This window comes from Marinobacter salarius, assembly GCF_032922745.1.
Lineage (GTDB): Bacteria > Pseudomonadota > Gammaproteobacteria > Pseudomonadales > Oleiphilaceae > Marinobacter.
In genome coordinates, this window is sequence record NZ_CP136693.1 from 4,600,494 (window position 1) to 4,625,388 (window position 24,895).

Sequence of the window (24,895 nt, forward strand, 5' to 3'; positions counted from 1 at the left end):
CTCCAGTTTTCAAGGGGAACGGGATTATCCGTTCCGACCATAGCCCTTGAGATTGGACTTCTTCATCAACGAATCATATTGATGAGACATCAGGTGCGACTGAACCTGAGCCATGAAATCCATCACCACGACTACAACAATCAGCAGAGACGTGCCGCCCAGGTAGAACGGCACATTCCCGGCAACCATCAGAAACTGAGGGAACAGGGACACTGCTGCAATGTACATTGCACCGAACAGAGTCAGGCGGGTCAGCACACCATCAATATACTTGGCAGTCTGATCGCCCGGACGAATGCCCGGAATAAACGCGCCTGAGCGCTTGAGGTTATCCGCAACTTCTTTCGGGTTATACATCAACGCTGTATAGAAGAAGCAGAAGAAAACGACTGCTGCTGCAAACAGAATGATGTATAGAGGCTGACTAGGTGCCAATGCCTGAGAAATATCACTCAGCCATTCCATGCCCTCGCCCTGGCCGAACCACTGACCCAGCGACGCCGGAAACAGCAGAATGGAGGAAGCGAAGATCGGCGGAATGACGCCAGCCATATTCACTTTTAGCGGCAAATGGCTGGACTGTTGAGCAAATACCCGCCGGCCTTGCTGGCGCTTGGCGTAATTGATGGTCAGTCGACGCTGACCACGCTCCATAAACACCACGAAGCCAATTACCGCAACCGCCAGGATGCCAATACCCAGAACCACTAACAGACTCATCTCGCCGTTGCGAGCTTGCTCCAGGGTCTGCCCTATGGCACCCGGAAGGCCAGCAACAATACCGGCGAAAATCAGTAGGGAAATCCCGTTACCGACGCCGCGCTCGGTGATCTGCTCACCCAACCACATCATGAACACGGCACCACTGACAAAGGATACCACGGCCACAAAGTGGAAGCTGAAGCTGTCGTTGAAGGTTACACCCTGGGATGCCAGCCCGACAGAAATACCGAAGCCCTGAACCAGAGCCAGGATAACCGTACCATACCGCGTGTACTGACTGATCTTGCGACGGCCAGCTTCACCCTCTTTCTTCAGCTGCTCCAGCGTCGGACTGACCGCTGTCATCAGCTGCATAATAATAGAGGCTGAAATGTACGGCATGATACCAAGTGCGAAGATACTCATTCGCTCAAGCGCACCACCGGAAAACATGTTGAACATGCTCAGGATTGTGCCCTGGTTCTGTTCAAACAGTGCTGCCAGACGGTCGGGGTTGATACCCGGCACCGGGATGTGGGCACCGATCCGGTACACCAGCAATGCCAGGAAGACAAACCAGAGCCGCGATCGCAGCTCTGCCAGTCCTTTACCCGCGCCCGCAGGCAATGATGCGTTCTTGGCCATTTAGTCCTCGACTCGCCTTAGTCTTCGACTTTACCGCCCGCGGCAGTGATCGCCTCGCGTGCGCCTTTGGTCACCTTCAGACCCTTGACAGTCACTGCGCGGCTCAGTTCGCCGGACAGAATAACCTTCGCTTCACGAATTTCTTCGCGAACGATGTCAGCCTTCTTCAGGGCTTCAAGATCGGCTACGTCACCGTCAACTTTCGCCAGTTCGTTCAGACGAATTTCAGCCACATAGCGCTGCTGGCGCGATGTGAAACCGAATTTCGGCAGACGACGGGCCAACGGCTGCTGACCACCTTCGAAACCAGGTGCAACACTGCCGCCGGAACGAGCTTTCAGACCCTTGTGACCACGACCACCGGTCTTGCCGATACCGCTACCGATACCGCGACCCACGCGCTTGGCGGCGGGACGTGAACCAGGCTCCGGACTAAGTTCGTTTAGACGCATCTTAGTTCTCCTCTACCTGCACCAGGTAGTTAACCCGGTTGATCATACCGCGGATGGAAGGTGTATCTTCCACTTCCACGGTGTGACCGATTTTACGAAGACCCAAGCCCTTGACGCACAGCTTGTGCTTGGGCTGACAGCCGATGGGGCTGCGGGTCAGTGTTACTTTGATCGTTTTTGCGTTCGCCATGACTTCAACCCAGAATCTCTTCCACGGATTTACCGCGCTTGGCTGCAATATCTTCAGGCGCTTGAGTTGCCTGGAGACCCTTGATGGTGGAACGTACCACGTTCACCGGGTTAGTAGACCCGTAACACTTGGACAGTACGTTCTGCACACCCGCTACTTCCAGTACCGCACGCATCGCGCCACCGGCGATGATACCGGTACCTTCTGATGCAGGCTGCATGTAAACCTTGGAGCCACCATGCTGCGCTTTAACCGCATACTGCAGGGTATTTCCGTCAAGCGGGATGTCGACCATGTTCTTGCGTGCAGCTTCCATCGCTTTCTGGATCGCAACCGGCACTTCACGCGCCTTGCCACGACCGAAACCAACGCGTCCTTTACCATCACCCACTACAGTCAGTGCAGTGAAGGCAAAAATACGACCGCCCTTAACAACCTTGGCGACGCGATTGACCTGAACCAGCTTCTCCTGGAGCTCAGGCGCCTTCTGTTCGTTAACGCTCATCTTCTCCACCTCTTAGAATTGCAAGCCAGCTTCACGGGCTGCGTCGGCCAGAGCCTGGACGCGACCATGATAACGGTAACCGGAGCGGTCAAAAGCGACCTGCTCTACACCTGCTGCCTTGGCACGCTCAGCAATCAGCTGACCGACCTTTTTGGCAGCGTCCACGTTACCGGTTGCACCCTGGCGCAGGTCCTTATCCAACGTGGAGGCAGCCGCCAGCACCTTGCTGCCGTCTGCAGTCGTAACCTGGGCGTACATGTGCCGAGGTGTACGATGTACACACAGGCGGTTGCTGCCCAGCTTACGGATCTTCATGCGCACTTTGCGTGCGCGACGCAATCTTTCGTTATTCGCGCTCATAGTCCCGCCTTATTTCTTCTTGGCTTCTTTGCGTCTGACCTGCTCATCCGCATAACGCACACCCTTGCCTTTGTAAGGCTCTGGCGGACGGAATGCGCGGACTTCTGCAGCGACCTGGCCAACCTGTTGCTTGTCGATTCCGCGAATCACAACTTCCGTATTGGACGGAGTTTCAGCGGTAATCCCCTCGGGCAGCTCATATTCAACCGGGTGTGAAAAACCCAGTGTCAGATTGAGCTTCTTACCTTGCGCCTGGGCACGGTAGCCTACGCCCGTCAGCGCGAGCTTGCGCTCAAAGCCTGCAGACACACCGGTCACCATATTGTTGACCAATGCGCGGGTAGTACCAGCAAGAGCGCGGGACTGTTTGGCTCCATCACGGGGTGCGAAGCGCAGAACACTTTCTTCCTGCGTAACCTCTACCACATGGTGGATGGTGAATTGAAGCGATCCCTTGGACCCCTTCACATTAATTTCCTGTCCGTTCAGCTTAACCTCAACACCGGAAGGCAGCACGACAGGATTATTGGCAACCCTGGACATGTGTATCTCCTAAAATACGGTGCAGATGACTTCGCCACCCACGCCGGCAGCACGTGCAGCGCGGTCTGTCATTACGCCCTTGGACGTAGAGACAATCGCGACTCCCAGACCACCGGATACCTTCGGCAGCTCCCCAGCGCCCTTGTACTGGCGCAGACTCGGACGGCTGACCCGCTTGATTTCCTCAATAACCGGCTTGCCACCGAAATACTTGAGGTTAATGGTCAGCTCGGGTTTCGCGTCAGCTGAGACGGAAAAATCGGCTACGTAACCTTCGTCCTTAAGGACCTGGGCTACGGAGATCTTCATCTTTGAAGATGGCATGGCCACATCGACCTTCTGTGCCATCTGGGCATTACGGATACGGGTAAACATATCCGCAAGCGTATCTTGCATACTCATTGGTATGAGACTCCTGATCTTTTTAGTTGTGCAGCGGCGCGCCGCACCGCTTACCAACGGGCACCTGACCTGCGGTCAGAGTACCTGCCTTACCAGCTTGCTTTGGTCAGGCCCGGGACATCACCGCGCATGCCAGCTTCACGCAACTTGATACGTGACAACTTGAACTTGCGCAGAACGCCATGGGGACGACCTGTAACCTGGCAACGATTACGAAGACGCGAGGGAGACGCATCACGAGGAAGCTGTTGCAGCTTCATCTGTGCATCCCAACGGTCATCATCGCTGGTATTCGGGTTCTTGATAATCGCCTTGAGTTCTGCGCGCTTCGCTGCGTACTTCGCAACGGTTTTTTCACGCTTGAACTCGCGGTTCTTCATGGAAACCTTAGCCATTACACTCGTTCCTTATTTCTTGAACGGAAAGCCGAAGGCTTTCAACAGTTCGCGACCTTCATCGTCGGTACCGGCAGTGGTGGTAATGGTGATATCAAGTCCGCGGATCTTGTCGACTCTGTCGTACTCGATCTCGGGGAAAATGATCTGCTCACGCACACCCATGCTGTAGTTACCGCGACCATCGAAGGACTTGGGATTCAGACCGCGGAAGTCACGAATGCGGGGTACCGCAATGTGAACCAGACGATCAAAGAAATCCCACATACGCTCACCGCGCAGGGTAACTTTACAACCGATCGGCCAACCTTCACGGATTTTAAAGCCCGCTACGGATTTACGTGCCAAAGTGACAACCGCTTTTTGACCTGCCAGGCGTTCTAGATCCGCCACAGCATTTTCAATCAGCTTCTTGTCACCGACCGCTTCGCCGACACCCATATTCAGGGTGATCTTTTCGATACACGGCACCTGCATGATGTTCTTGTAGCTGAACTCTTTCTGCAGGGCGGGTACCACTTCCTTACTGTACTGCTCTTTCATGTTAAGCATCGTAACCACCACCGCTTACTGGTTATCGACGACTTCTTTCGTGGACTTAAAGATCCGCACTTTAGCGCCGTCTTCCTTGATCTGGAAGCCTACGCGATCGGCTTTGCCGGTCTGCGGATTAAAAATAGCCACGTTGGAAGCCTGGATAGGTGCTTCTTTTTCGACGATGCCACCTGGGGTGCCGAGCATCGGGTTTGGCTTGGTGTGTTTCTTGATCATATTGATCCCAGAAACAACAACCCGGCCATCGTCCTGAACCTTCAGGACTTTACCACGTTTGCCTTGGTCTTTCCCCGTAGTGACGATTACTTCGTCATCTCGTTTGATCTTTTTCATAACCGGCCTCTGGTCCTTAAAGTACTTCGGGTGCCAGTGAAATAATTTTCATGAACTTCTCATTTCGCAGTTCACGGGTAACCGGTCCGAAGATACGGGTACCAATGGGTGCGTCCTGAGTGTTCAGAAGTACTGCCGCGTTTCCGTCGAAACGAATAAGCGACCCGTCGGGACGACGCACACCTTTACGGGTACGTACAACAACAGCTTTCAGGACCTGGCCTTTTTTCACTTTACCGCGGGGGATGGCTTCCTTAACGGTTACCTTGATGATATCCCCAACGCTGGCATAACGCCGATGTGAACCGCCCAGGACCTTGATGCACATAACCTGACGTGCACCGCTGTTGTCCGCGACTTCAAGCATTGTTTGAGTCTGAATCATGGTTATTCTCCAGCAGAAACCACTTTGCCGTTACGACAAGACTCACCGTCCGGGCGAGTTACACCTTCGATGCGCGTTCGGTGACTTCCACCAGAGCCCAGCTTTTGGTCTTAGAGACCGGGCGGGTTTCCTGGATTGTAACGGTGTCACCGATGTTGCACTGATTGCTCTCGTCGTGAGCATGAATTTTGGATGAACGCTTCATGTACTTACCGTACAGAGGATGCTTAACCTGGCGCTCAACCAGAACCACAATGGATTTCTCCATTTTGTTGCTCACGACCTTGCCGCTCAGGGTTCTGGCAGTTTGGGTAGCTTCAGTCATGTTACTGTCCTGCCTTTTCATTCATAACTGTTTTCACGCGAGCAATGTCACGCTTCACCTTCGGAAGAAGATGAGACTGATTCAGCTGACCTGTCGCCTTACGCATGCGCAGGTTGAACTGCTCCTTCAGGAGGTCGATCAGCTCTTTGTTCAGCTCCTCGACTGACTTGTCACGCAGCTCTGTTGCTTTCATCACATCACCGTCCTCGTTACAAAGGTGGTCTGTACGGGCAGCTTGGCCGCAGCAAGAGTGAACGCATCACGAGCGATTTCCTCGGAAACACCTTCCATCTCATACAGCATCCGGCCTGGCTGAATTTCAGCCACCCAGTACTCGACAGAACCCTTACCTTTACCCATTCGTACTTCGAGCGGCTTGCTGGAGATCGGCTTGTCCGGGAAAATCCGGATCCAGATCTTACCGCCCCGCTTGATGCGGCGAGTCATGGTACGACGCGCTGCCTCAATCTGGCGCGCAGTTATACGTCCACGGCTTGTCGCCTTCAATCCGTATTCACCGAAGCTCACCTTGTTAGCACGGTGCGCAAGACCGGTGTTACGGCCTTTCATTACCTTGCGAAATTTGGTGCGTTTTGGTTGCAGCATTTGAGTGCCCCTTTACTTAGAACCTTTCTTCCCAGAGGCTTTCTTGTCAGCACGGACCTGCTCCATACCACCAAGAATCTCACCTTTGAAGATCCATACCTTGACGCCGATAATGCCGTAAGTGGTTTTCGCTTCGTAGGTCGAGTAATCAATGTCTGCACGCAGTGTGTGCAGCGGTACACGACCTTCGCGATACCACTCGGAACGGGCAATTTCAGCACCCCCGAGACGACCGCCTACCTGAATCTTGATGCCTTTCGCACCCTGGCGCATGGCGTTCTGTACCGCACGCTTCATAGCGCGACGGAACATCACACGACGCTCCAGCTGACCGGCAACGTTCTGCGCGACCAAGCGGGCATCCAGGTCCGGCTTGCGGACTTCTTCGATGTTGATGTGCACGGGCACACCCATCATGTCGCTGACTTCGCGACGCAGACGGTCAACATCTTCACCCTTCTTACCGATAACAATACCGGGACGGGCTGTATGGATCGTGATACGGGCGTTCTGAGCAGGGCGCTCGATCACAATCTTGCTGACAGACGCCTTTACCAGACGCTTGTCCAGGAATTCGCGAACCTGAATATCGTTCAACAGGTTGTTCGCGTATTCCGCCTTTTCGGCATACCACACTGAGTTGTGCTCTTTGATCACACCCAGGCGCATGCCGGTTGGATTTACTTTATGACCCATCTGAGCATCTCCTACTTGTCGGCGACCTTGACGGTGATATGACAGGTGCGCTTGAAAATCCGGTCAGCGCGCCCCTTGGCTCGAGCTTTGATTCGCTTGAGCGTCGGACCCTCATCCACCATAACGGTGGAAACCCGCAAATCATCTACGTCCAGACCTTCGTTGTGCTCAGCGTTAGCGATGGCAGACTCAAGGGCTTTCTTGAGAATGACCGCCGCCTTCTTCGGGCTGAAAGTCAGAATGTTCAGGGCGTCCTCAACAGCCTTGCCGCGCACTTGGTCAGCGACAAGACGGGCTTTCTGAGCTGAGAGGCGAGCGCCCTTGTACTTGGCTGCTACTTCCATTTCTATTACCTCACAATCAGCGTTTAGCTTTCTTGTCGGCCGCATGACCACGATAAGTACGCGTCGCCGCGAACTCACCCAGCTTATGCCCGACCATATCTTCGGTGACATAAACCGGCACGTGCTGCTTGCCGTTGTGGACTGCAATGGTCAGGCCTACCATCTCCGGAAACACTGTCGACCGGCGGGACCAGGTTTTGATCGGCCGCTTGTCGTTAGCTTCCAGAGCTGCCTCGACCTTCTTCAACAGATGCAGGTCTATAAAAGGACCTTTCTTCAAAGAACGTGGCACAGCATTTACCTCTATGTAGTCGTTTACTTGGCTGAACGACGACGTACTATCATCTTATCAGTACGTTTGTTCTTACGAGTCTTATGCCCTTTGGTCGGAACACCCCACGGAGTAACCGGGTGACGCCCGCCAGAGGTACGCCCTTCACCACCACCATGTGGGTGGTCAACTGGGTTCATAGCAACACCACGTACTGTTGGACGTTTACCGCGCCAACGTGATGCACCCGCTTTACCAAGCTGCTTGAGGCTGTGTTCGCTGTTGGACACTTCGCCCAACGTTGCGCGACAGTCAACAAGCACCTTACGCATTTCACCTGAGCGCAGGCGGATGGTGGCATAAGCCCCTTCCCGAGCAACCAGCTGTACGGATGCGCCCGCAGAGCGAGCCAGCTGAGCACCTTTGCCAGGCTTGATTTCGACGCAGTGAATCACGGAACCGACCGGAATATTCCGGAGCGGAAGCGTGCTTCCTACTTTAATCGGCGCGTCGATGCCGGAGCGCACAGGGTCACCAATCTGCATACCTTTGGGAGCGATAATGTAGCGACGCTCGCCATCGGCGTACTTGATCAGCGCGATGTGCGCAGAGCGGTTAGGATCGTATTCCAGGCGCTCGATAGTCGCCGGGATACCATCTTTGGTCCGCTTAAAGTCAATGACACGGTAGTGTTTTTTATGTCCACCACCAATGTGACGGGTAGTGATGCGACCAAAATGGTTACGACCACCCGATTTACTCAGAGTTTCTACCAACGGCTCGTAAGGGCGCCCCTTGTGAAGATCAGGGTTAAAGAGCTTAACAACGTGACGGCGGCCGGCAGATGTTGGCTTGGTTTTGACGATCGGCATTTTACGACCCCTTTACCTTATTCCACATCCAGAAAATCAATGTCCTGACCGTCCGCAAGCTTAACGTAAGCCTTACGAATGTCAGCACGCTTGCCGAAGCCGCGAACGGTACGCTTGAGCTTACCCTTACGGTTCAGAACCTGAACACCTTCGACGGTGACGTTGAACAGCTGCTCAACGGCTTTCTTGATCTCGGGCTTGGTTGCGTCAGGGGCTACACGGAATACCACCTGACCACTTTCCGCGACCAGAGAGGCTTTCTCTGATACGTGAGGCCCAAGAAGAACCTTGTAAATACGTTCCTGATTCATCCCAGCATCTCCTCGATTTTCTTCAGAGCGGGAACAGTCACAACCACTTTGTCGAAGGCGACAAGGCTAACCGGGTCAAGGCCGGCGACATCACGCACATCAACGTGCGGGATATTGCGCGAGGCCAGGTGCAGGTTCTGCTCGACGTTGTCGGACAGAATCAGCGCGTTACTGACACCGATATCGCTCAGCTTGGCAGTGAAGGCCTTGGTCTTGGGCGTTTCGACATTCATGTCGTCGACCACAACCAGGCGCTCCTGACGGACCAGCTCGGAAAAAATGGAGCGCATCGCTGCGCGGTACATTTTGCGGTTTACCTTCTGCTCAAAACTCTGAGGCTTGGCAGCGAAGGTAACACCACCGGACCGCCACAGCGGACTGCGGATGGTACCGGCACGGGCACGACCCGTACCCTTCTGACGCCAGGGCTTCTTACCACCACCAGCGACTTCCGAACGTGTTTTCTGAGCACGGGTACCCTGGCGCGCACCGGACATATACGCGGTGACAACCTGGTGAACCAGTGACTCATTAAAATCTTTGGCGAATGCAGCGTCGGAAACCGAGATTCCCTTGCCGCTACCTGTAATAGTCAATTCCATCGCACCGCTCCTCAGGCTTTAACTGCAGGCTTGATGACAACATTTCCGCCGGTCGCGCCCGGAACGGCACCACGAATCAGCAGAAGGTTGCGCTCGGCGTCGACACGGACGACTTGCAGGTTCTGCACGGTCACCTGCGCATTGCCCATCTGGCCCGCCATCTTTTTGCCCTTGAATACCTTGCCCGGAGTCTGGTTCTGACCGATGGAACCCGGAGCACGATGAGAAAGGGAGTTACCGTGTGTGGCGTCCTGCATGGAGAAGTTCCAGCGCTTTACGCCGCCCTGGAAACCTTTACCCTTGGACTGACCAACAGCATCAACGACCTGGCCATCTTCAAAGATGGAAGCGGTAATCTCTCCGCCTGCAGCCAGCTCTTCGCCTTCGCCATCAGCGAGACGGAATTCCCACAGACCACGACCAGCCTCGACTCCGGCTTTGGCGTAATGGCCCGCTTCGCTTTTAGTCACACGAGAGGAACGACGCTTACCAACGGTTACCTGAACCGCGCGATAGCCATCGCTTTCAAGAGTTTTCAGCTGGGTAATGCGGTTGGGCTCAACCTCAATTACCGTTACGGACACTGCTTGCCCGTCTTCCGTAAAAATACGGGTCATACCGGCCTTGCGACCGACAATTCCAATTGCCATGTTTCACCTCTTAAGTGTACGGGGCTCTCACCCTCTATGGCCTTATGACAGTTACACAGACTAACGCTTGGCGTTAGCCGAGGCTGATCTGAACGTCTACACCTGCTGCCAGATCCAGCTTCATCAAAGCATCTACTGTCTTTTCCGTCGGCTCGACGATATCCAGCAAACGCTTGTGTGTACGAATCTCGTACTGATCGCGCGCGTCTTTGTTGACGTGCGGTGAAATCAGAACGGTGTACTTTTCCTTCCGCGTCGGCAGAGGGATTGGTCCACGCACTTGAGCGCCGGTCCGCTTCGCGGTATCGACAATCTCCTGCGTTGACTGGTCGATCAGGCGATAATCAAACGCCTTCAACCGGATTCGAATTTTTTGGCTTTGCATGATGCACCAAACTCCACTCGTAGCAGCTACTAGTTAGCCGACCTTCAAAAAAAGGAGCCGCATTGTATGCATAATACCCAGCAGTGTCAACTGCGATGAGCAGCGACTCTACCAGGTCAGATTGTGCGGCTGAAACAGAAAAAGGGGCTGACTTTCAGCCCCTTTTTCCTTAGATCATTCGAATAATTTATTCGATGATCTTTGAGACTACGCCGGCACCAACGGTACGGCCACCTTCACGAATCGCGAAGCGCAGACCATCTTCCATGGCGATCGGAGCAATCAGGGTAACACTCATCTTCACGTTGTCACCCGGCATAACCATTTCCACACCTTCCGGCAGCTCACAGGAACCTGTGACGTCGGTGGTACGGAAGTAAAACTGCGGACGGTAACCCTTAAAGAACGGGGTATGACGACCACCTTCTTCTTTGCTCAGCACGTACACTTCGCACTCGAACTTGGTGTGCGGCTTGATGGAGCCCGGCACACACAGAACCTGACCACGCTCAACGTCGTCACGCTTGGTACCACGCAGCAGAACACCAACGTTCTCACCAGCACGACCTTCGTCCAGCAGCTTGCGGAACATCTCAACACCGGTACAAACGGTCTTCACGGTATCTTTGATACCGACGATTTCCACTTCGTCACCAACCTTGATGATGCCACGCTCTACACGACCGGTTACAACCGTACCGCGACCAGAGATGGAGAACACGTCCTCGATCGGCATCAGGAACGGCTGATCAATCGCACGCTCCGGATCCGGGATGTACTCGTCCAGGGCTTCTACCAGCTTCTTAACAGCGGTAGTACCCATTTCGTTGTCATCCTTACCTTCCAGCGCCATCAGCGCGGAACCGGTAACGATCGGCGTGTCGTCGCCCGGGAAGTCGTACTGGCTCAGCAGTTCGCGAACTTCCATCTCGACCAGCTCCAGCAGCTCCTCGTCATCAACCATGTCCGCCTTGTTCAGGAACACAACGATGAAAGGAACGCCAACCTGGCGGGACAGCAGGATGTGCTCGCGAGTCTGCGGCATAGGGCCGTCAGCTGCGGAACAAACCAGGATCGCGCCGTCCATCTGCGCCGCACCCGTGATCATGTTCTTCACGTAGTCAGCGTGGCCCGGGCAGTCAACGTGCGCATAGTGACGCGCCGGCGAATCGTACTCAACGTGAGAGGTCGCGATGGTGATACCACGCGCCTTCTCTTCCGGTGCGTTATCGATCTGGTCGAATGCGCTTGCACTACCAGTACCCCACACTTCGTGACACACACGAGTCAGCGCGGCTGTCAGCGTGGTCTTGCCATGGTCTACGTGACCAATGGTGCCCACGTTTACGTGCGGCTTATTACGCTCAAATTTTGCTTTAGACACGGTTACACCTCTTCCTGTTTCTTAAGTCCTGGGGATCAACCCTTTTTAATGATCGCTTCGGCAATGTTCGAGGGAGCTTCCATATAGCGGGAGAACTCCATCGCATAAGACGCCCGACCCTGCGTTGCAGAACGCAGATCGGTGGCGTAACCGAACATCTCCGACAACGGAACCTCGGCACGGATTGTCTTGCCCGATGGGCCGTCTTCCATACCCTGAACCAGACCACGACGGCGGTTCAGATCACCAACGACGTCACCCATATACTCTTCAGGGGTAACGCACTCGACCTTCATGAGCGGCTCAAGAAGGGCCGGACTAGCCTCCAACGCGCCTTTCTTCATCGCCATGGATCCGGCGACCTTGAACGCCATCTCGTTGGAGTCAACGTCATGGTAGGAACCATCGTACAGCGTGGCCTTGATCCGCAGCAGAGGATAACCGGCCAGACAGCCGTTCTTCATCTGCTCTTCAATGCCCTGCTGAACAGCGGGAATGTATTCCTTGGGAACCACACCACCAACGATTTCGTTTACGAAGATGAAGTTCTCGCCATCCTCCTCGTCGAGAGGCAGCGGCTCAAGCTTGAGCTTGACATGACCATACTGACCACGACCGCCAGACTGACGTACGAACTTACCTTCCACATCCACGTTCTTACGGATGCATTCACGATAAGCCACCTGCGGCTTACCAATGTTCGCTTCAACCTTGAACTCGCGACGCATTCGGTCAACGATGATGTCCAGGTGAAGCTCACCCATACCGGAGATGATGGTCTGGCCAGATTCTTCATCAGTACGAACCTGGAAAGACGGATCTTCCTGAGCAAGCTTGCCCAGAGCAACACCCATTTTCTCCTGGTCAGCCTTGGACTTCGGCTCAACGGCTACAGAAATAACCGGCTCAGGGAACTCCATGCGTTCCAGGATAATTTTATGATTCTCATCACAAAGGGTATCACCGGTGGTGACACTCTTCAGGCCGATTGCCGCAGCAATATCACCCGCGAGAACTTCCTTGATCTCCTGACGCTCTTTGGAGTGCATCTGAACCATACGGCCGACGCGTTCCTTCTTGCTCTTTACGGAGTTGTAGACTGCATTACCAGATTCGAGCTTACCGGAGTAAACCCGGAAGAAGGTTAGCGTGCCAACAAACGGATCGGTGGCGATTTTGAACGCGAGAGCCGAGAAAGGCGCGTCGTCGTCAGCCTGACGGGTTTCTTCAGTACCGTCTTCATCGACCTCACCACGGATGGCTTTGACTTCGTCCGGAGCCGGCAGGAATTCGATCACCGAATCCAGCACCGCCTGAACACCCTTGTTCTTAAAGGCAGAACCACATGTCGCGACAACAATCTCGTTGGCGAGCGTACGGATACGCAGACCTTTCTTGATGTCTTCAATGCTGAGCTCGCCCTCTTCAAGGTAGCGCTCCATCAGCTCTTCATTAGCTTCAGCAGCCGCTTCCATCATTTCTTCGCGGTACTTCGCTACTTCGTCAGCCATTTCGGCAGGAACGTCGCGCTGGTCATAGGTAGCACCGGCATCATCTTCGTTCCAGTAAATCGCCTTGTTACGAATCAGGTCAACCAGACCAGCGAACTCGTCTTCGGCACCGATCGGCAACTGAATGGGAACGGCAGTCGCACCCAGACGGTTCTTAATCTGATTCACAACGCGAAGGAAGTTGGCACCGGCACGGTCCATCTTGTTGACGAACACCATGCGGGGCACTTCGTACTTGTTGGCCTGACGCCAAACAGTCTCAGACTGCGGCTCAACACCTGAGGAGCCACAGAACACGACAACCGCACCGTCGAGCACACGCAGGGAACGCTCTACCTCGATGGTAAAGTCGACGTGCCCCGGGGTGTCGATGATATTGATGCGGTGTTCGGGATACTGCTTATCCATGCCCTGCCAGAAACAGGTGGTTGCAGCAGACGTGATGGTAATACCACGCTCCTGCTCCTGCTCCATCCAGTCCATGGTCGCCGCGCCATCATGAACCTCACCGATTTTGTGGGAAATGCCTGTGTAGAACAGAACCCGCTCGGTGGTTGTGGTCTTGCCCGCATCAACGTGCGCACAAATACCAATGTTTCTGTATCTCTTGATCGGAGTCTTGCGTGCCACTGTATGAACCTCGGCTGATTAGAAACGGAAGTGAGAGAACGCCTTGTTGGCTTCCGCCATGCGATGAACGTCTTCGCGCTTCTTAACAGCGGAGCCCTTGCTATCAGCGGCATCCAGAATCTCACCTGCCAGACGCTGCGCCATGGACTTTTCACCACGCTTCCGTGAAAATTCTACGAGCCAGCGCATGGCCAGCGCGTTCTGACGGGAAGGCCGTACTTCGACAGGCACCTGGTAGGTAGCACCACCCACACGACGGGATTTAACTTCGACCATCGGCTGGATGTTTTCCAGGGCCTTCTCGAACATGTCGATCGGCTCTTCCTTGGACTTGTCGGCAACGATATCGAGCGCGCCATAAACAATGCGCTCAGCAACAGCTTTTTTGCCGCTTTCCATCACATGGTTGATGAACTTGGCCAGCCGTGCACTGCCGAATTTGGGATCCGGGATAATTTCCCGTTTTGCTGCAACTCTTCTTCTAGGCATCGATAAGCCCTTATCTATTAAAAGGTCTTCAGGAACCCCTGAGATAGCATCAGCTACTCAGCCTTACTCTTACCGTTCTACGTAGCAACGATAAAAGACACCCGTGTGGGACATCAGGACTTGGGTCGTTTTGCACCGTACTTGGAGCGGCCCTGCTTACGGTTCTGCACACCCTGGGTGTCCAGTGTTCCGCGAACAGTGTGATAGCGCACACCCGGAAGGTCTTTTACTCGACCGCCACGGATCAGCACAACACTGTGCTCCTGAAGGTTGTGACCTTCACCACCAATGTATGAGGAAACCTCGTAGCCGTTGGTCAGGCGAACACGGCACACTTTACGCAGTGCTGAGTTCGGCTTCTTCGGCGTTGTGGTGTACACACGAGTACAAACACCACGGCGCTGCGGGCAAGCCTGCAGAGCAGGAACGTCGCTCTTGGCCGCTTTGCGTTTACGAGGCTTACGCACCAACTGATTAATCGTTGCCATGTAAGCAAACTCCAAAAAACCGTATCAATGAAACTTACCCCCGACAGGCGGGGGTAAAATTTGAGGGTCGCAAGTTTAAGCCTGCGCCCTTGAACAGTCAAGATGACTGATCTCTTTTTAACCACCCGCCGAGTAAGTAACTACCGGCGGGTGGCGTTACCGGCCAACTCAACTTTCGCGGTTGAGCTCGGCGCTCAGAGCTTCTTCGACATCCGCTGCCGTTACGCCCTGCTCTTCCAGGTCACGCTTGCGGCGGCGTTCGGCGTGGTATGCCAGACCGGTGCCAGCCGGAATCAAGCGACCAACGACCACGTTTTCCTTCAGGCCACGGAGGTAATCCCGCTTGCCGGTGACGGCGCCTTCGGTCAGAACCCGTGTGGTTTCCTGGAACGATGCCGCGGAAATGAACGACTCTGTCGCCAGAGAAGCCTTGGTGATACCCAACAGCAAGCGCTCGCAACGCGCGGTTTCCTTGTCCGCCGCTTCCGCTTTTTCGTTCTCTTCCATGAACTGGGTGATTTCCACCTGATCGCCAGCCAGCAGGCTGGTATCACCGGCATCCGTGATCTCTACCTTACGGAGCATCTGTCGAACGATAACCTCAATATGCTTATCGTTGATGACAACACCCTGTAGACGGTAAACGTCCTGGATTTCGTTGGTGATGTACTTGGCCAACGCAACCACACCCAGAAGACGAAGGATATCGTGCGGGTTGGACGGGCCATCAGAGATAACCTCACCCTTCTCGACCGTTTCACCCTCGAACACGTTCATCTGGCGATGCTTGGGAATCAGCACCTCATATGGGTCCGCATCCTTCGGCGTGATCACCAGGCGCTTCTTGCCCTTGGTTTCCTTGCCGAAGGACACCACACCACTGACTTCGGCCAGGATGGACGACTCTTTCGGGCGACGGGCCTCGAACAGGTCGGCGACCCGCGGCAGACCACCGGTGATATCCCGGGTCTTCGAGCTTTCCTGCGGAATACGGGCAACCACGTCACCCAGCTCGATCTTGGCGCCATTGGCCATGGTCACCAGCGCGTTGGCTGGCAGGAAGAAGATCGCGGTACCACCGCCTGGCAACTCGACATCGTTACCCTTGTCGTCGATCAGCTGTATCGCAGGACGGATGTCCTTACCAGCGGCCGGACGCTCTTTCGGGTCGATGACCTCCATCGTGGAAAGACCTGTCAGTTCATCGGTCTGGGTGCGGACGGTAATGCCCTGATCCATGTTGACGAACTTGGCAGTACCTTCCGCTTCGGCGATGATCGGGTGCGTGTGCGGGTCCCACTTGGCAACGGCAACTCCAGCTTCCACGGTGTCACCGTGCTTGACGGACAGCACCGCACCATAGGGCAGCTTGTACCACTCACGCTCACGACCCTGCTCATCGGCAATGGCCAGCGCTGACGAACGCGACACAACAACCAGAGTGCCGTCGCTCTTCTCGATCGATTTCAGGTTGTGCAGACGAACGGTGCCGCCGTGCTTGACCTGAATGTTGTCGACCGCGGACGCCCGGCTTGCAGCACCACCGATGTGGAACGTACGCATGGTCAGCTGGGTACCCGGCTCACCGATGGACTGTGCGGCGATAACACCGACAGCCTCACCCACATTGACCTCGTGGCCACGGGCCAGGTCACGGCCATAACACTTGGAGCAGATACCGTGGCGAGTCTCACAGGTGATCGCAGAGCGAACCCAGACTTCGTCCACACCGGCACGCTCAAGGGATTCAACCGCTTTCTCGTCCAGCAGGACGCCGGCCTCGACAACGGCATTGTCCTTGTCCGTTGGCGTAAAGGCTGCACGAGCCGTAACACGACCAAGCACACGATCACCCAGCGGTACAACAACGTCGCCACCCTCGATGTGCGGCGTCATCAGCAGACCTTCTTCGGTACCACAGTCGGTTTCGGTAACGACCAGATCCTGGGAAACGTTTACCAGACGGCGAGTCAGGTAACCTGAGTTCGCGGTCTTCAGCGCCGTATCCGCCAGACCCTTACGGGCACCATGGGTGGATATGAAGTACTGGAGTACGTTCAGACCCTCGCGGAAGTTCGCAGTGATCGGCGTCTCGATGATGGAGCCGTCCGGCTTCGCCATCAGGCCACGCATACCAGCCAGCTGGCGAATCTGAGCCGCGGAACCCCGGGCACCGGAATCAGCCATCATGTAGACCGAGTTGAACGACTCCTGCATCAGGTCTTCGCCGTCCTCACCCTTAACCGGTTTGCCGTCTGGTCCGATAACCTGCTCCTTCGAGAGCCGATCCATCATCGCCTTCGACACCTTGTCGTTGGCACGGGACCAGATATCGATAACCTTGTTGTACTTCTCACCCTGGGTCAGCAGACCGGATGCGTACTGGGTTTCGATGTCCTTGACTTCTTCGGAGGCAGCATCCACCAGCTCGTATTTCTCCGGAGGAATCTCGAAGTCGTTGAAGCCGATCGAGATACCGGAAACCGTCGCATAGTGGTAGCCCATGTACATGAGCTGGTCAGCAAAGATAACGGTATCCTTGAGGCCGGCATCACGGTAACAGGTGTTGATCAGATTCGAGATCGACTTCTTGACCATCGGCTTGTTGACCAGCTCATAGGACAGGCCGTCAGGAACGATATCGAACAACAGCGCACGACCGACCGTGGTGTCAACGATCTTGTACTCTTCGGTACGCTCGCCGTCTTCCTGGATCGTGACTTCCTTGACCCGGACCCTGACGATCGCCTGAAGGTCAACCTTGCCAGCACCATAGGCACGGTGCGCTTCTTTAACATCGGCAAACACCATGCCTTCACCGACGGCACTCTTGCGCTCGCGGGTCATGTAGTAAAGACCCAGTACCACATCCTGGGACGGCACGATGATCGGCTCGCCGTTGGCCGGCGACAGCACGTTGTTGGTGGACATCATCAACGCACGGGCTTCGAGCTGGGCTTCCAGGGTCAGCGGTACGTGTACCGCCATCTGGTCACCGTCGAAGTCGGCGTTGTAGGCCGCACACACCAGCGGATGCAGCTGAATGGCCTTGCCTTCGATAAGTACCGGCTCGAACGCCTGGATACCCAGACGGTGAAGAGTCGGTGCCCGGTTCAGCATGATCGGATGCTCACGGATGACCTCGTCCAGGATATCCCAGACCACGCCTTCCTCACGCTCGACCATCTTCTTGGCGGCCTTGATGGTGGTCGCCAAGCCACGATGCTCAAGCTTCGAGAAGATGAACGGCTTGAACAGCTCCAAAGCCATCTTCTTGGGCAGACCACACTGGTGCAGACGCAGGTACGGACCAACCACGATCACAGAACGACCGGAGTAGTCCACACGCTTACCGAGCAGGTTCTGACGGAAGCGACCTTGCTTACCCTTGATCATGTCGGCCAGGGACTTCAGCGGACGCTTGTTGGTGCCAGTGATGGCGCGACCACGACGGCCGTTATCCAACAGCGCATCAACCGCTTCCTGTAGCATCCGCTTCTCGTTGCGCACAATAATGTCCGGAGCATTCAGCTCCAACAGGCGCTTGAGGCGGTTGTTACGGTTGATCACCCGGCGATACAGGTCGTTCAGGTCAGAGGTGGCAAAACGGCCACCATCCAGCGGCACCAGCGGACGAAGATCCGGCGGCAGAACCGGCAGAACGGTCATGACCATGTCGCCCGGCTTATTGCCGGAATACAGGAAAGCCTCAAGAATCTTCAGGCGCTTGCTGAACTTCTTGATCTTGGTCTCGGAGTTGGTCTGGGGAATCTCTTCCCGCAAGGCCTCAACCTCGGCCTGCAGATCAATACCTTCCAGCAGCTCCTGGACGGCTTCGGCACCCATGCGGGCATCGAATTCGTCACCGAACTCTTCAAGGGCTTCGTAATACTGCTCGTCGTTCAGCAATTGACCGCGCTCAAGCGTCGTCATGCCCGGCTCGATCACGATGAACGACTCAAAATACAGGACCCGCTCGATATCGCGCAGGGTCATGTCCAGCATCAGGCCGATGCGGGACGGCAGTGATTTCAGGAACCAGATGTGGGCGACCGGGCTGGCGAGCTCGATGTGACCCATGCGCTCACGGCGCACACTGGCCAGTGCCACTTCAACACCGCACTTCTCGCAGATGACACCACGATGCTTGAGCCGCTTGTACTTGCCGCACAGGCACTCGTAATCCTTGATCGGGCCGAAGATCTTGGCACAGAAAAGACCGTCACGCTCAGGCTTGAACGTACGGTAGTTGATGGTCTCAGGCTTTTTGACCTCACCAAAAGACCATGAACGGATCATGTCAGGCGACGCCAGGCCAATACGGATGGCGTCAAATTCCTGCTTCTGGTTCTGGTTTTTGAGAAGATTCAGCAAATCTTTCATCAGTAACAGCTCCGGATGGCGTTATTCTCGGGCGGGTACCGACCGGTACCCGCTCACGCTGCCAAAAACAATTCGGCTCAGTCGGATTCCAGCTCGATGTCGATACCCAGCGAGCGGATTTCCTTGACCAGAACATTGAAGGACTCGGGCATGCCCGGCTCCATACGATGATCGCCATCGACAATGTTCTTGTACATCTTGGTCCGACCATTCACATCATCAGACTTCACGGTAAGCATTTCCTGCAGCGTATACGCCGCACCGTAGGCCTCGAGTGCCCACACTTCCATCTCACCGAAGCGCTGACCACCGAACTGCGCCTTACCACCCAGCGGCTGCTGGGTAACCAGGCTGTACGAACCGGTGGAACGAGCGTGCATCTTGTCGTCGATCAAGTGGTTCAGCTTGAGGATGTACATGTAGCCAACCGTTACCGGGCGGTCAAATTCATCACCCGTACGGCCGTCATACAACACAGTCTGGCCAGTCGTACTCAGACCTGCCAGCTCAAGCATACGCTTGACCTCTGCTTCCTTGGCACCGTCGAAGACCGGCGTTGCCATGGGGACACCTGTGCGCAGATTGTTAGCCAGGGCCAGGATCTCTTTGTCACTCAGCGAATCCAGGTCCACCTTGGTGACCTCGTCCGAGTGGTTATAGATCTCGTCCAGCAAATTGCGGAGCTCAGCGATCTTACGCTGCTCATCCAGCATCTGGCTGATGCGCTCACCCAGCCCTTTGGCTGCTGCACCCAGGTGCGTTTCAAGAACCTGACCGACGTTCATCCGCGACGGAACACCCAAGGGGTTGAGAACCACGTCAACTGTGTTGCCATGTTCATCATAAGGCATGTCCTCAATCGGCATGACCGATGAAATAACACCCTTGTTACCATGACGTCCGGCCATCTTGTCGCCCGGCTGAATCCGACGCTTGATCGCGAGGTACACCTTGACGATCTTGAGAACACCCGGGGCAAGGTCATCACCCTGCTGAAGCTTGCCTTTCTTATCGTCAAAGCGCGCTTCGTGCTCTTTTTTGCGATCTTCAAGACCCTGCTCGGATTTTTCAAGCAGCTCATTCAGCGCCTCATCTTTCATCCGTAGCTTGAACCAGTCGTCGCGCGGCAACTCTGCCAGGTACGATTCGTCCAACTTGGCGCCTTTCTTGAGACCAGGACCACTGATGACTTCCTGCCCCTTGAGGGCATTGGTCAAACGCTCGAAGGTGGCACCTTCTACAATGCGATACTCGTCCTTCAGGTCCTTGCGATACTCGTCCAACTGCTCTTTTTCGATGGACTGGGCACGCGTGTCCTTTTCGATGCCGTCACGGGTAAAGACCTGAACGTCGATAACCGTGCCACGGGTGCCAGTGGGCACACGTGAGGACGTGTCCTTCACGTCCGAAGCCTTCTCGCCGAAGATGGCCCTCAGCAGCTTCTCCTCCGGGGTCAACTGGGTTTCACCTTTCGGTGTTACCTTGCCAACCAGGATATCGCCAGGACCTACTTCCGCACCGATATACACGATGCCGGACTCATCCAGCTTGGACAGCGCACTTTCACCAACGTTCGGAATATCCGCGGTGATTTCCTCGCTACCCAGTTTGGTATCCCGAGCCACACAGGTCAGTTCCTGAATGTGGATGGTAGTCAGGCGGTCTTCCTGAACCACTTTCTCGGAAATGAGGATCGAGTCCTCAAAGTTGTAACCGTTCCAGGGCATGAACGCGATACGCATGTTCTGCCCCAGAGCCAGCTCACCCAGATCCACGGACGGGCCGTCAGCCAGCACGTCACCACGGGCAATTTCATCGCCCTGGTTAACAATGGAGCGCTGGTTGATACAGGTGTTCTGGTTCGAACGGGTGTACTTGGTGAGGTTGTAGATATCCACACCAGCATCACCGGCTTCAGTCTCATCGTCGTTGACACGTACCACGATACGGGCCGCATCGACGCTCTCGATCACACCACCGCGACGAGCGGTTACGCAAACGCCAGAGTCCTGGGCCACGGTACGCTCAACACCAGTACCTACCAAGGGCACCTGCGAACGCAACGTCGGAACCGCCTGGCGCTGCATGTTGGAGCCCATCAGTGCACGGTTGGCGTCGTCGTGTTCCAGGAACGGAATCAGCGAGGCTGCTACCGACACTACCTGGCGCGGTGAAACGTCCATGAAGTTGACGTTTTCCGGCGGCGTTACCGTGAACTCGTTCTGATGACGAACCGTTACCAGCTCATCAGACAGACGCTTGTTCTCGTCCATTGCCGCACTGGCCTGGGCGATGATGTAGTTGCTCTCTTCAATGGCCGACAGATAAACCACTTCATCGGTCACCTCGCCGTCAACCACCTTCCGGTACGGACTCTCAAGGAAACCGTAAGAGTTGGAGCGGGCGTAGGTTGCCAGCGAGTTGATCAGACCGATGTTCGGGCCTTCCGGCGTCTCGATCGGACACACACGACCATAGTGAGTCGGATGTACGTCACGAACCTCAAAGCCGGCACGCTCACGGGTCAGACCACCTGGACCGAGAGCGGAGATACGACGCTTGTGAGTCACTTCCGACAGCGGGTTGTTCTGGTCCATGAACTGGGACAGCTGGCTGGAGCCAAAGAATTCCTTCACCGCAGCCGCTACCGGCTTGGCGTTGATCAGATCCTGAGGCATCAGGCCTTCGCTTTCCGCCAGACTCAAACGCTCGCGCACAGCACGCTCAACACGCACCAGGCCAACGCGGAACTGGTTCTCCGCCATCTCACCCACACAACGAACTCGACGGTTGCCCAGGTTATCAATGTCGTCGACATTGCCCTGACCGTTACGAATATCGATCAGCGTCTTGAGGACGTCGATGATGTCGTCATGGGTCAACGTGCCTTCGCCGGTGCTTTCTTCGCGACGCAGGCGACGGTTCAGCTTCATTCGGCCAACGGAGGACAGGTCATACCGCTCTTCAGAGAAGAACAGGTTGTTGAACAGGTTCTCGGCCGACTCTTTGGTGGGCGGCTCACCCGGGCGCATCATGCGATAGATCTCAACCAGCGCCTCGAGGGGCGTGCGGGTTGGGTCGATGCGCAGCGTATCCGACATGAACGGACCACAATCCAAGTCGTTGGTGTACAGAGTTTCAATTTCTGTAACGCCAGCGTCGAGAATCTTGGTGACAACTTCTTCGGTCAGCTCGGTATTACACTCAACCAGAACCTCTCCGGACTTGGTGTCCACCATGTCTTTCGAGAGTACACGGCCGTAAAGGTATTCCGTCGGCACTTCCAGCTCGGTCAAGCCCGCTTTTTCAAGCTGCTTGATATGACGAGCGGTGATCCGGCGACCCTCTTCAACGATGACGGAGCCCTTCTTGTCCTTGATGTCGAACGTCGCAATGTCACCGCGCAGGCGACTTGGAACCAGCTCGAGCTTGCACACCTCAGGACCGATACTGAACTTACTGGTATCAAAGAACATCTCCAGCATCTGCTCTGAGTTATAACCCAGGGCACGCAGGAGAATAAACGCGGGCAGCTTGCGGCGACGGTCGATACGGACAAAGACCGAGTCCTTGGCGTCGAACTCGAAGTCCAGCCAGGAACCACGGTAAGGAATCACCCGCGCCGAATACAACAGCTTACCTGACGAGTGGGTCTTACCCTTGTCATGATCGAAGAACACACCGGGTGAACGGTGGAGCTGGGAAACGATAACACGCTCGGTACCGTTGATAACGAAGGTACCGTTCTCGGTCATCAGGGGCATTTCGCCCATGTAGACTTCCTGCTCTTTAATATCCTTGATCGCCTTGTTGGACGATTCCTTATCATAAATGATAAGTCTTACTTTCACCCGCAGCGGTGCTGCGTAGGTGACGCCCCTAAGCTGGCATTCCTTGACGTCAAATACCGGCTCGCCGATGCGGTAACTCACGTATTCGAGTGCGGCGTTGCCAGAATAACTGACAATCGGGAATACGGATTTGAATGCTGCGTGGAGACCGGTTTCCCAACGATTTTCGGGCGCGGCTTCACTTTGGAGGAAGTCCCGGAACGAATCCAGCTGTATAGACAGCAAATAGGGAACATCCATCACGGACGGCAATTTACTAAAATCTTTGCGAATCCGCTTTTTCTCAGTATAGGAGTAAGTCATCTGCATTCCCCAGCTTTAGACCTGATACCTGGTATCAAGAAGCAACCATTTTCATGCTTCGGGGCCGAATTGCTCGGCTTACTGCGCCGTCTTGAACAAGACTCTCGCTGTAGGTTATAGATTCTGACAGCACCACTGAATCGGCGTTCAGAGTCTATAGCATATACAACAGAAAAAGGCCGGTGGCACATGGCCACCAGCCTGTCCATGCTTAACGCACGGTTTCGATCAAAAGCCAACTCTTACTTGAGCTCAACAGAAGCGCCTGCTTCCTCAAGCTTCTTCTTGGCTTCTTCAGCGTCGTCTTTGCTCGCCGCTTCCTTGATAACGGAAGGAGCGCTGTCGACCATTTCTTTCGCTTCTTTCAGACCCAGGCCAGTCAGTTCACGAACGGCCTTGATGACGTTAACTTTCTTCTCACCAGGACCGGTAAGAACAACGTCAAATTCAGTCTGCTCTTCAGCAGCAGCGGCTTCGCCACCGGCGGCAGCCGGAGCAGCAGCTACAGCAGCAGCGGCGGATACGCCGAATTTTTCTTCCATTGCTTCAACCAGCGCAACAACGTCCATTACGCTCATTTCGGCAATTGCGTTCAAAATGTCTTCGTTAGACAGAGCCATGACTTTCTCCCAAAAATATAAAAATGGTGTTCAACAGAATCAAGCAGCTTCTTGCTTCTGGTCTCGAACTGCCGCAACAGCACGGGTCACTTTCGTTGGAACTTCGTTCAGTGTCCGCGCAAGCTTGGTGATCGGTGCCTGTGTTACAGCGGCCAGCATCGTCAACGCCTCGTGGCGTGTCGGTAGCTTGGCAAGGCGATCAATCTGGTCTGCGCCCATCAGCTCACCGCCGACAGCCAGGCCCTTGATCTCGAATGCCTCTTTCTCTTTGGCAAAATCCTTCAGCAGGCGCGCAGCCGCACCCGGATCTTCCATAGAGAACGCCAGAATTGTCGGGCCGACCAGCGCCGCATCAATACACTCGAACTCAGTACCGCGGATTGCGATCTTCGCCAGGTTGTTACGAACAACCTTTAGATGAACGCTTTCAGCGCGGGCCTTCGCTCGCAGCGCCGTCATATCACCTGAGGTGATACCACGGTAGTCAGCCAGAACAACAGACAGAGCACCACCGGCAGTCTCGTTGACTTCAGCGACGATCGCTTTCTTGTCTTCGAGTCTAATTGCCACTGGATTTCTCCTCGATTTCGCCGGGCATATTCCCGGCAAACCCACATATACCCCTCGCGGGGCTCCCAACGGTGTTTGGGTTCAGAGAGAACGTCTTCACACCGTCTGCGCAGGCGTTGCTTTAACCCTTCCAGCAT

General features: G+C 55.1%; 30 protein-coding genes. All 30 read right to left on the bottom strand.

Going from position 1 to position 24,895, the window contains the following annotated elements:
• Nucleotides 1-24 precede the first annotated feature (24 nt).
• The 30 genes from secY to rplJ all read right to left on the bottom strand — a co-directional run bounded on the left by secY (nucleotide 25) and on the right by rplJ (nucleotide 24,758).
• Complete coding sequence (gene secY, locus R1T46_RS21355; protein ID WP_007153995.1) at nucleotides 25-1,347, bottom strand: preprotein translocase subunit SecY; 1,323 nt, start codon at nucleotides 1,345-1,347, stop codon at nucleotides 25-27.
• Nucleotides 1,348-1,364: 17 nt separating this feature from the next.
• A complete protein-coding gene (rplO, locus tag R1T46_RS21360) occupies nucleotides 1,365-1,799 on the bottom strand; it encodes a 50S ribosomal protein L15 (RefSeq protein ID WP_273065612.1) in 435 nt (144 codons plus the stop codon).
• Nucleotide 1,800: 1 nt separating this feature from the next.
• Nucleotides 1,801-1,989, bottom strand: a complete 189-nt coding sequence (gene rpmD / locus R1T46_RS21365) for a 50S ribosomal protein L30 (protein WP_007153997.1) — start codon at nucleotides 1,987-1,989, stop codon at nucleotides 1,801-1,803.
• A gap of 4 nt (nucleotides 1,990-1,993) precedes the next feature.
• Entirely contained in the window at nucleotides 1,994-2,494 is a 501-nt protein-coding gene (gene rpsE / locus R1T46_RS21370; protein ID WP_007153998.1) for a 30S ribosomal protein S5, read from the bottom strand.
• A gap of 12 nt (nucleotides 2,495-2,506) precedes the next feature.
• A complete protein-coding gene (rplR, locus tag R1T46_RS21375) occupies nucleotides 2,507-2,854 on the bottom strand; it encodes a 50S ribosomal protein L18 (protein WP_317306965.1) in 348 nt (115 codons plus the stop codon).
• Nucleotides 2,855-2,863: 9 nt separating this feature from the next.
• The gene (gene rplF / locus R1T46_RS21380; protein ID WP_317306966.1) at nucleotides 2,864-3,397 is read right to left on the bottom strand and encodes a 50S ribosomal protein L6; all 534 of its coding nucleotides are present in this window, start codon (nucleotides 3,395-3,397) and stop codon (nucleotides 2,864-2,866) included.
• Nucleotides 3,398-3,406: 9 nt separating this feature from the next.
• Nucleotides 3,407-3,799, bottom strand: a complete 393-nt coding sequence (gene rpsH, locus R1T46_RS21385) for a 30S ribosomal protein S8 (protein ID WP_317306967.1) — start codon at nucleotides 3,797-3,799, stop codon at nucleotides 3,407-3,409.
• A gap of 89 nt (nucleotides 3,800-3,888) precedes the next feature.
• Entirely contained in the window at nucleotides 3,889-4,194 is a 306-nt protein-coding gene (gene rpsN / locus R1T46_RS21390) for a 30S ribosomal protein S14 (protein WP_007154002.1), read from the bottom strand.
• A gap of 12 nt (nucleotides 4,195-4,206) precedes the next feature.
• Complete coding sequence (gene rplE, locus R1T46_RS21395) at nucleotides 4,207-4,746, bottom strand: 50S ribosomal protein L5 (protein WP_317306968.1); 540 nt, start codon at nucleotides 4,744-4,746, stop codon at nucleotides 4,207-4,209.
• Between the two features lie 15 nt (nucleotides 4,747-4,761).
• The gene (gene rplX, locus R1T46_RS21400) at nucleotides 4,762-5,082 is read right to left on the bottom strand and encodes a 50S ribosomal protein L24 (protein WP_007154004.1); all 321 of its coding nucleotides are present in this window, start codon (nucleotides 5,080-5,082) and stop codon (nucleotides 4,762-4,764) included.
• Between the two features lie 16 nt (nucleotides 5,083-5,098).
• On the bottom strand, nucleotides 5,099-5,467 hold the full coding sequence (gene rplN / locus R1T46_RS21405) for a 50S ribosomal protein L14 (protein ID WP_114335795.1): 369 nt from the start codon (nucleotides 5,465-5,467) through the stop codon (nucleotides 5,099-5,101).
• Between the two features lie 58 nt (nucleotides 5,468-5,525).
• Nucleotides 5,526-5,792, bottom strand: coding sequence for a 30S ribosomal protein S17 (gene rpsQ / locus R1T46_RS21410; RefSeq protein ID WP_007154006.1), 267 nt, complete (start codon nucleotides 5,790-5,792; stop codon nucleotides 5,526-5,528).
• Nucleotide 5,793: 1 nt separating this feature from the next.
• Nucleotides 5,794-5,985, bottom strand: coding sequence for a 50S ribosomal protein L29 (gene rpmC, locus R1T46_RS21415; protein WP_007154007.1), 192 nt, complete (start codon nucleotides 5,983-5,985; stop codon nucleotides 5,794-5,796).
• Nucleotides 5,985-6,398 carry a 50S ribosomal protein L16 gene (rplP, locus tag R1T46_RS21420; RefSeq protein ID WP_007154008.1) on the bottom strand — a complete coding sequence of 138 codons (414 nt, stop codon included), beginning with the start codon at nucleotides 6,396-6,398 and terminating at the stop codon, nucleotides 5,985-5,987. The genes rpmC and rplP overlap by 1 nt, the downstream gene beginning before the upstream one ends.
• Before the next feature lie 12 nt (nucleotides 6,399-6,410).
• Nucleotides 6,411-7,094 carry a 30S ribosomal protein S3 gene (gene rpsC / locus R1T46_RS21425; RefSeq protein ID WP_007154009.1) on the bottom strand — a complete coding sequence of 228 codons (684 nt, stop codon included), beginning with the start codon at nucleotides 7,092-7,094 and terminating at the stop codon, nucleotides 6,411-6,413.
• A gap of 11 nt (nucleotides 7,095-7,105) precedes the next feature.
• On the bottom strand, nucleotides 7,106-7,438 hold the full coding sequence (gene rplV / locus R1T46_RS21430; protein ID WP_007154010.1) for a 50S ribosomal protein L22: 333 nt from the start codon (nucleotides 7,436-7,438) through the stop codon (nucleotides 7,106-7,108).
• 16 nt (nucleotides 7,439-7,454) lie between these two features.
• Complete coding sequence (gene rpsS, locus R1T46_RS21435) at nucleotides 7,455-7,730, bottom strand: 30S ribosomal protein S19 (RefSeq protein ID WP_007154011.1); 276 nt, start codon at nucleotides 7,728-7,730, stop codon at nucleotides 7,455-7,457.
• A 23-nt stretch (nucleotides 7,731-7,753) separates the two neighbouring features.
• Entirely contained in the window at nucleotides 7,754-8,581 is an 828-nt protein-coding gene (gene rplB, locus R1T46_RS21440; protein ID WP_007154012.1) for a 50S ribosomal protein L2, read from the bottom strand.
• 17 nt (nucleotides 8,582-8,598) lie between these two features.
• Nucleotides 8,599-8,892, bottom strand: coding sequence for a 50S ribosomal protein L23 (rplW, locus tag R1T46_RS21445; RefSeq protein ID WP_007154014.1), 294 nt, complete (start codon nucleotides 8,890-8,892; stop codon nucleotides 8,599-8,601).
• The gene (gene rplD / locus R1T46_RS21450; protein ID WP_007154015.1) at nucleotides 8,889-9,494 is read right to left on the bottom strand and encodes a 50S ribosomal protein L4; all 606 of its coding nucleotides are present in this window, start codon (nucleotides 9,492-9,494) and stop codon (nucleotides 8,889-8,891) included. Before rplD ends, rplW begins: the two co-directional genes overlap by 4 nt.
• An 11-nt stretch (nucleotides 9,495-9,505) precedes the next feature.
• Nucleotides 9,506-10,144, bottom strand: coding sequence for a 50S ribosomal protein L3 (rplC, locus tag R1T46_RS21455; protein ID WP_007154017.1), 639 nt, complete (start codon nucleotides 10,142-10,144; stop codon nucleotides 9,506-9,508).
• A 73-nt stretch (nucleotides 10,145-10,217) separates the two neighbouring features.
• The gene (rpsJ, locus tag R1T46_RS21460; RefSeq protein ID WP_004580743.1) at nucleotides 10,218-10,529 is read right to left on the bottom strand and encodes a 30S ribosomal protein S10; all 312 of its coding nucleotides are present in this window, start codon (nucleotides 10,527-10,529) and stop codon (nucleotides 10,218-10,220) included.
• A 187-nt stretch (nucleotides 10,530-10,716) separates the two neighbouring features.
• Complete coding sequence (gene tuf / locus R1T46_RS21465; RefSeq protein WP_007154018.1) at nucleotides 10,717-11,913, bottom strand: elongation factor Tu; 1,197 nt, start codon at nucleotides 11,911-11,913, stop codon at nucleotides 10,717-10,719.
• Between the two features lie 35 nt (nucleotides 11,914-11,948).
• On the bottom strand, nucleotides 11,949-14,054 hold the full coding sequence (fusA, locus tag R1T46_RS21470) for an elongation factor G (protein WP_036203343.1): 2,106 nt from the start codon (nucleotides 14,052-14,054) through the stop codon (nucleotides 11,949-11,951).
• A gap of 18 nt (nucleotides 14,055-14,072) precedes the next feature.
• A complete protein-coding gene (gene rpsG, locus R1T46_RS21475) occupies nucleotides 14,073-14,543 on the bottom strand; it encodes a 30S ribosomal protein S7 (protein ID WP_036203340.1) in 471 nt (156 codons plus the stop codon).
• A 113-nt stretch (nucleotides 14,544-14,656) separates the two neighbouring features.
• Nucleotides 14,657-15,031, bottom strand: coding sequence for a 30S ribosomal protein S12 (rpsL, locus tag R1T46_RS21480; RefSeq protein WP_007154021.1), 375 nt, complete (start codon nucleotides 15,029-15,031; stop codon nucleotides 14,657-14,659).
• 168 nt (nucleotides 15,032-15,199) lie between these two features.
• Nucleotides 15,200-19,414: a DNA-directed RNA polymerase subunit beta' gene (gene rpoC, locus R1T46_RS21485; RefSeq protein ID WP_317306969.1), complete on the bottom strand. Its 4,215-nt coding sequence runs from the start codon at nucleotides 19,412-19,414 to the stop codon at nucleotides 15,200-15,202.
• Nucleotides 19,415-19,491: 77 nt separating this feature from the next.
• Nucleotides 19,492-23,568, bottom strand: a complete 4,077-nt coding sequence (gene rpoB, locus R1T46_RS21490; protein WP_317306970.1) for a DNA-directed RNA polymerase subunit beta — start codon at nucleotides 23,566-23,568, stop codon at nucleotides 19,492-19,494.
• 242 nt (nucleotides 23,569-23,810) lie between these two features.
• A complete protein-coding gene (gene rplL / locus R1T46_RS21495; protein ID WP_007154024.1) occupies nucleotides 23,811-24,188 on the bottom strand; it encodes a 50S ribosomal protein L7/L12 in 378 nt (125 codons plus the stop codon).
• A 39-nt stretch (nucleotides 24,189-24,227) separates the two neighbouring features.
• Nucleotides 24,228-24,758, bottom strand: coding sequence for a 50S ribosomal protein L10 (rplJ, locus tag R1T46_RS21500; protein WP_007154025.1), 531 nt, complete (start codon nucleotides 24,756-24,758; stop codon nucleotides 24,228-24,230).
• Nucleotides 24,759-24,895 lie beyond the last annotated feature (137 nt).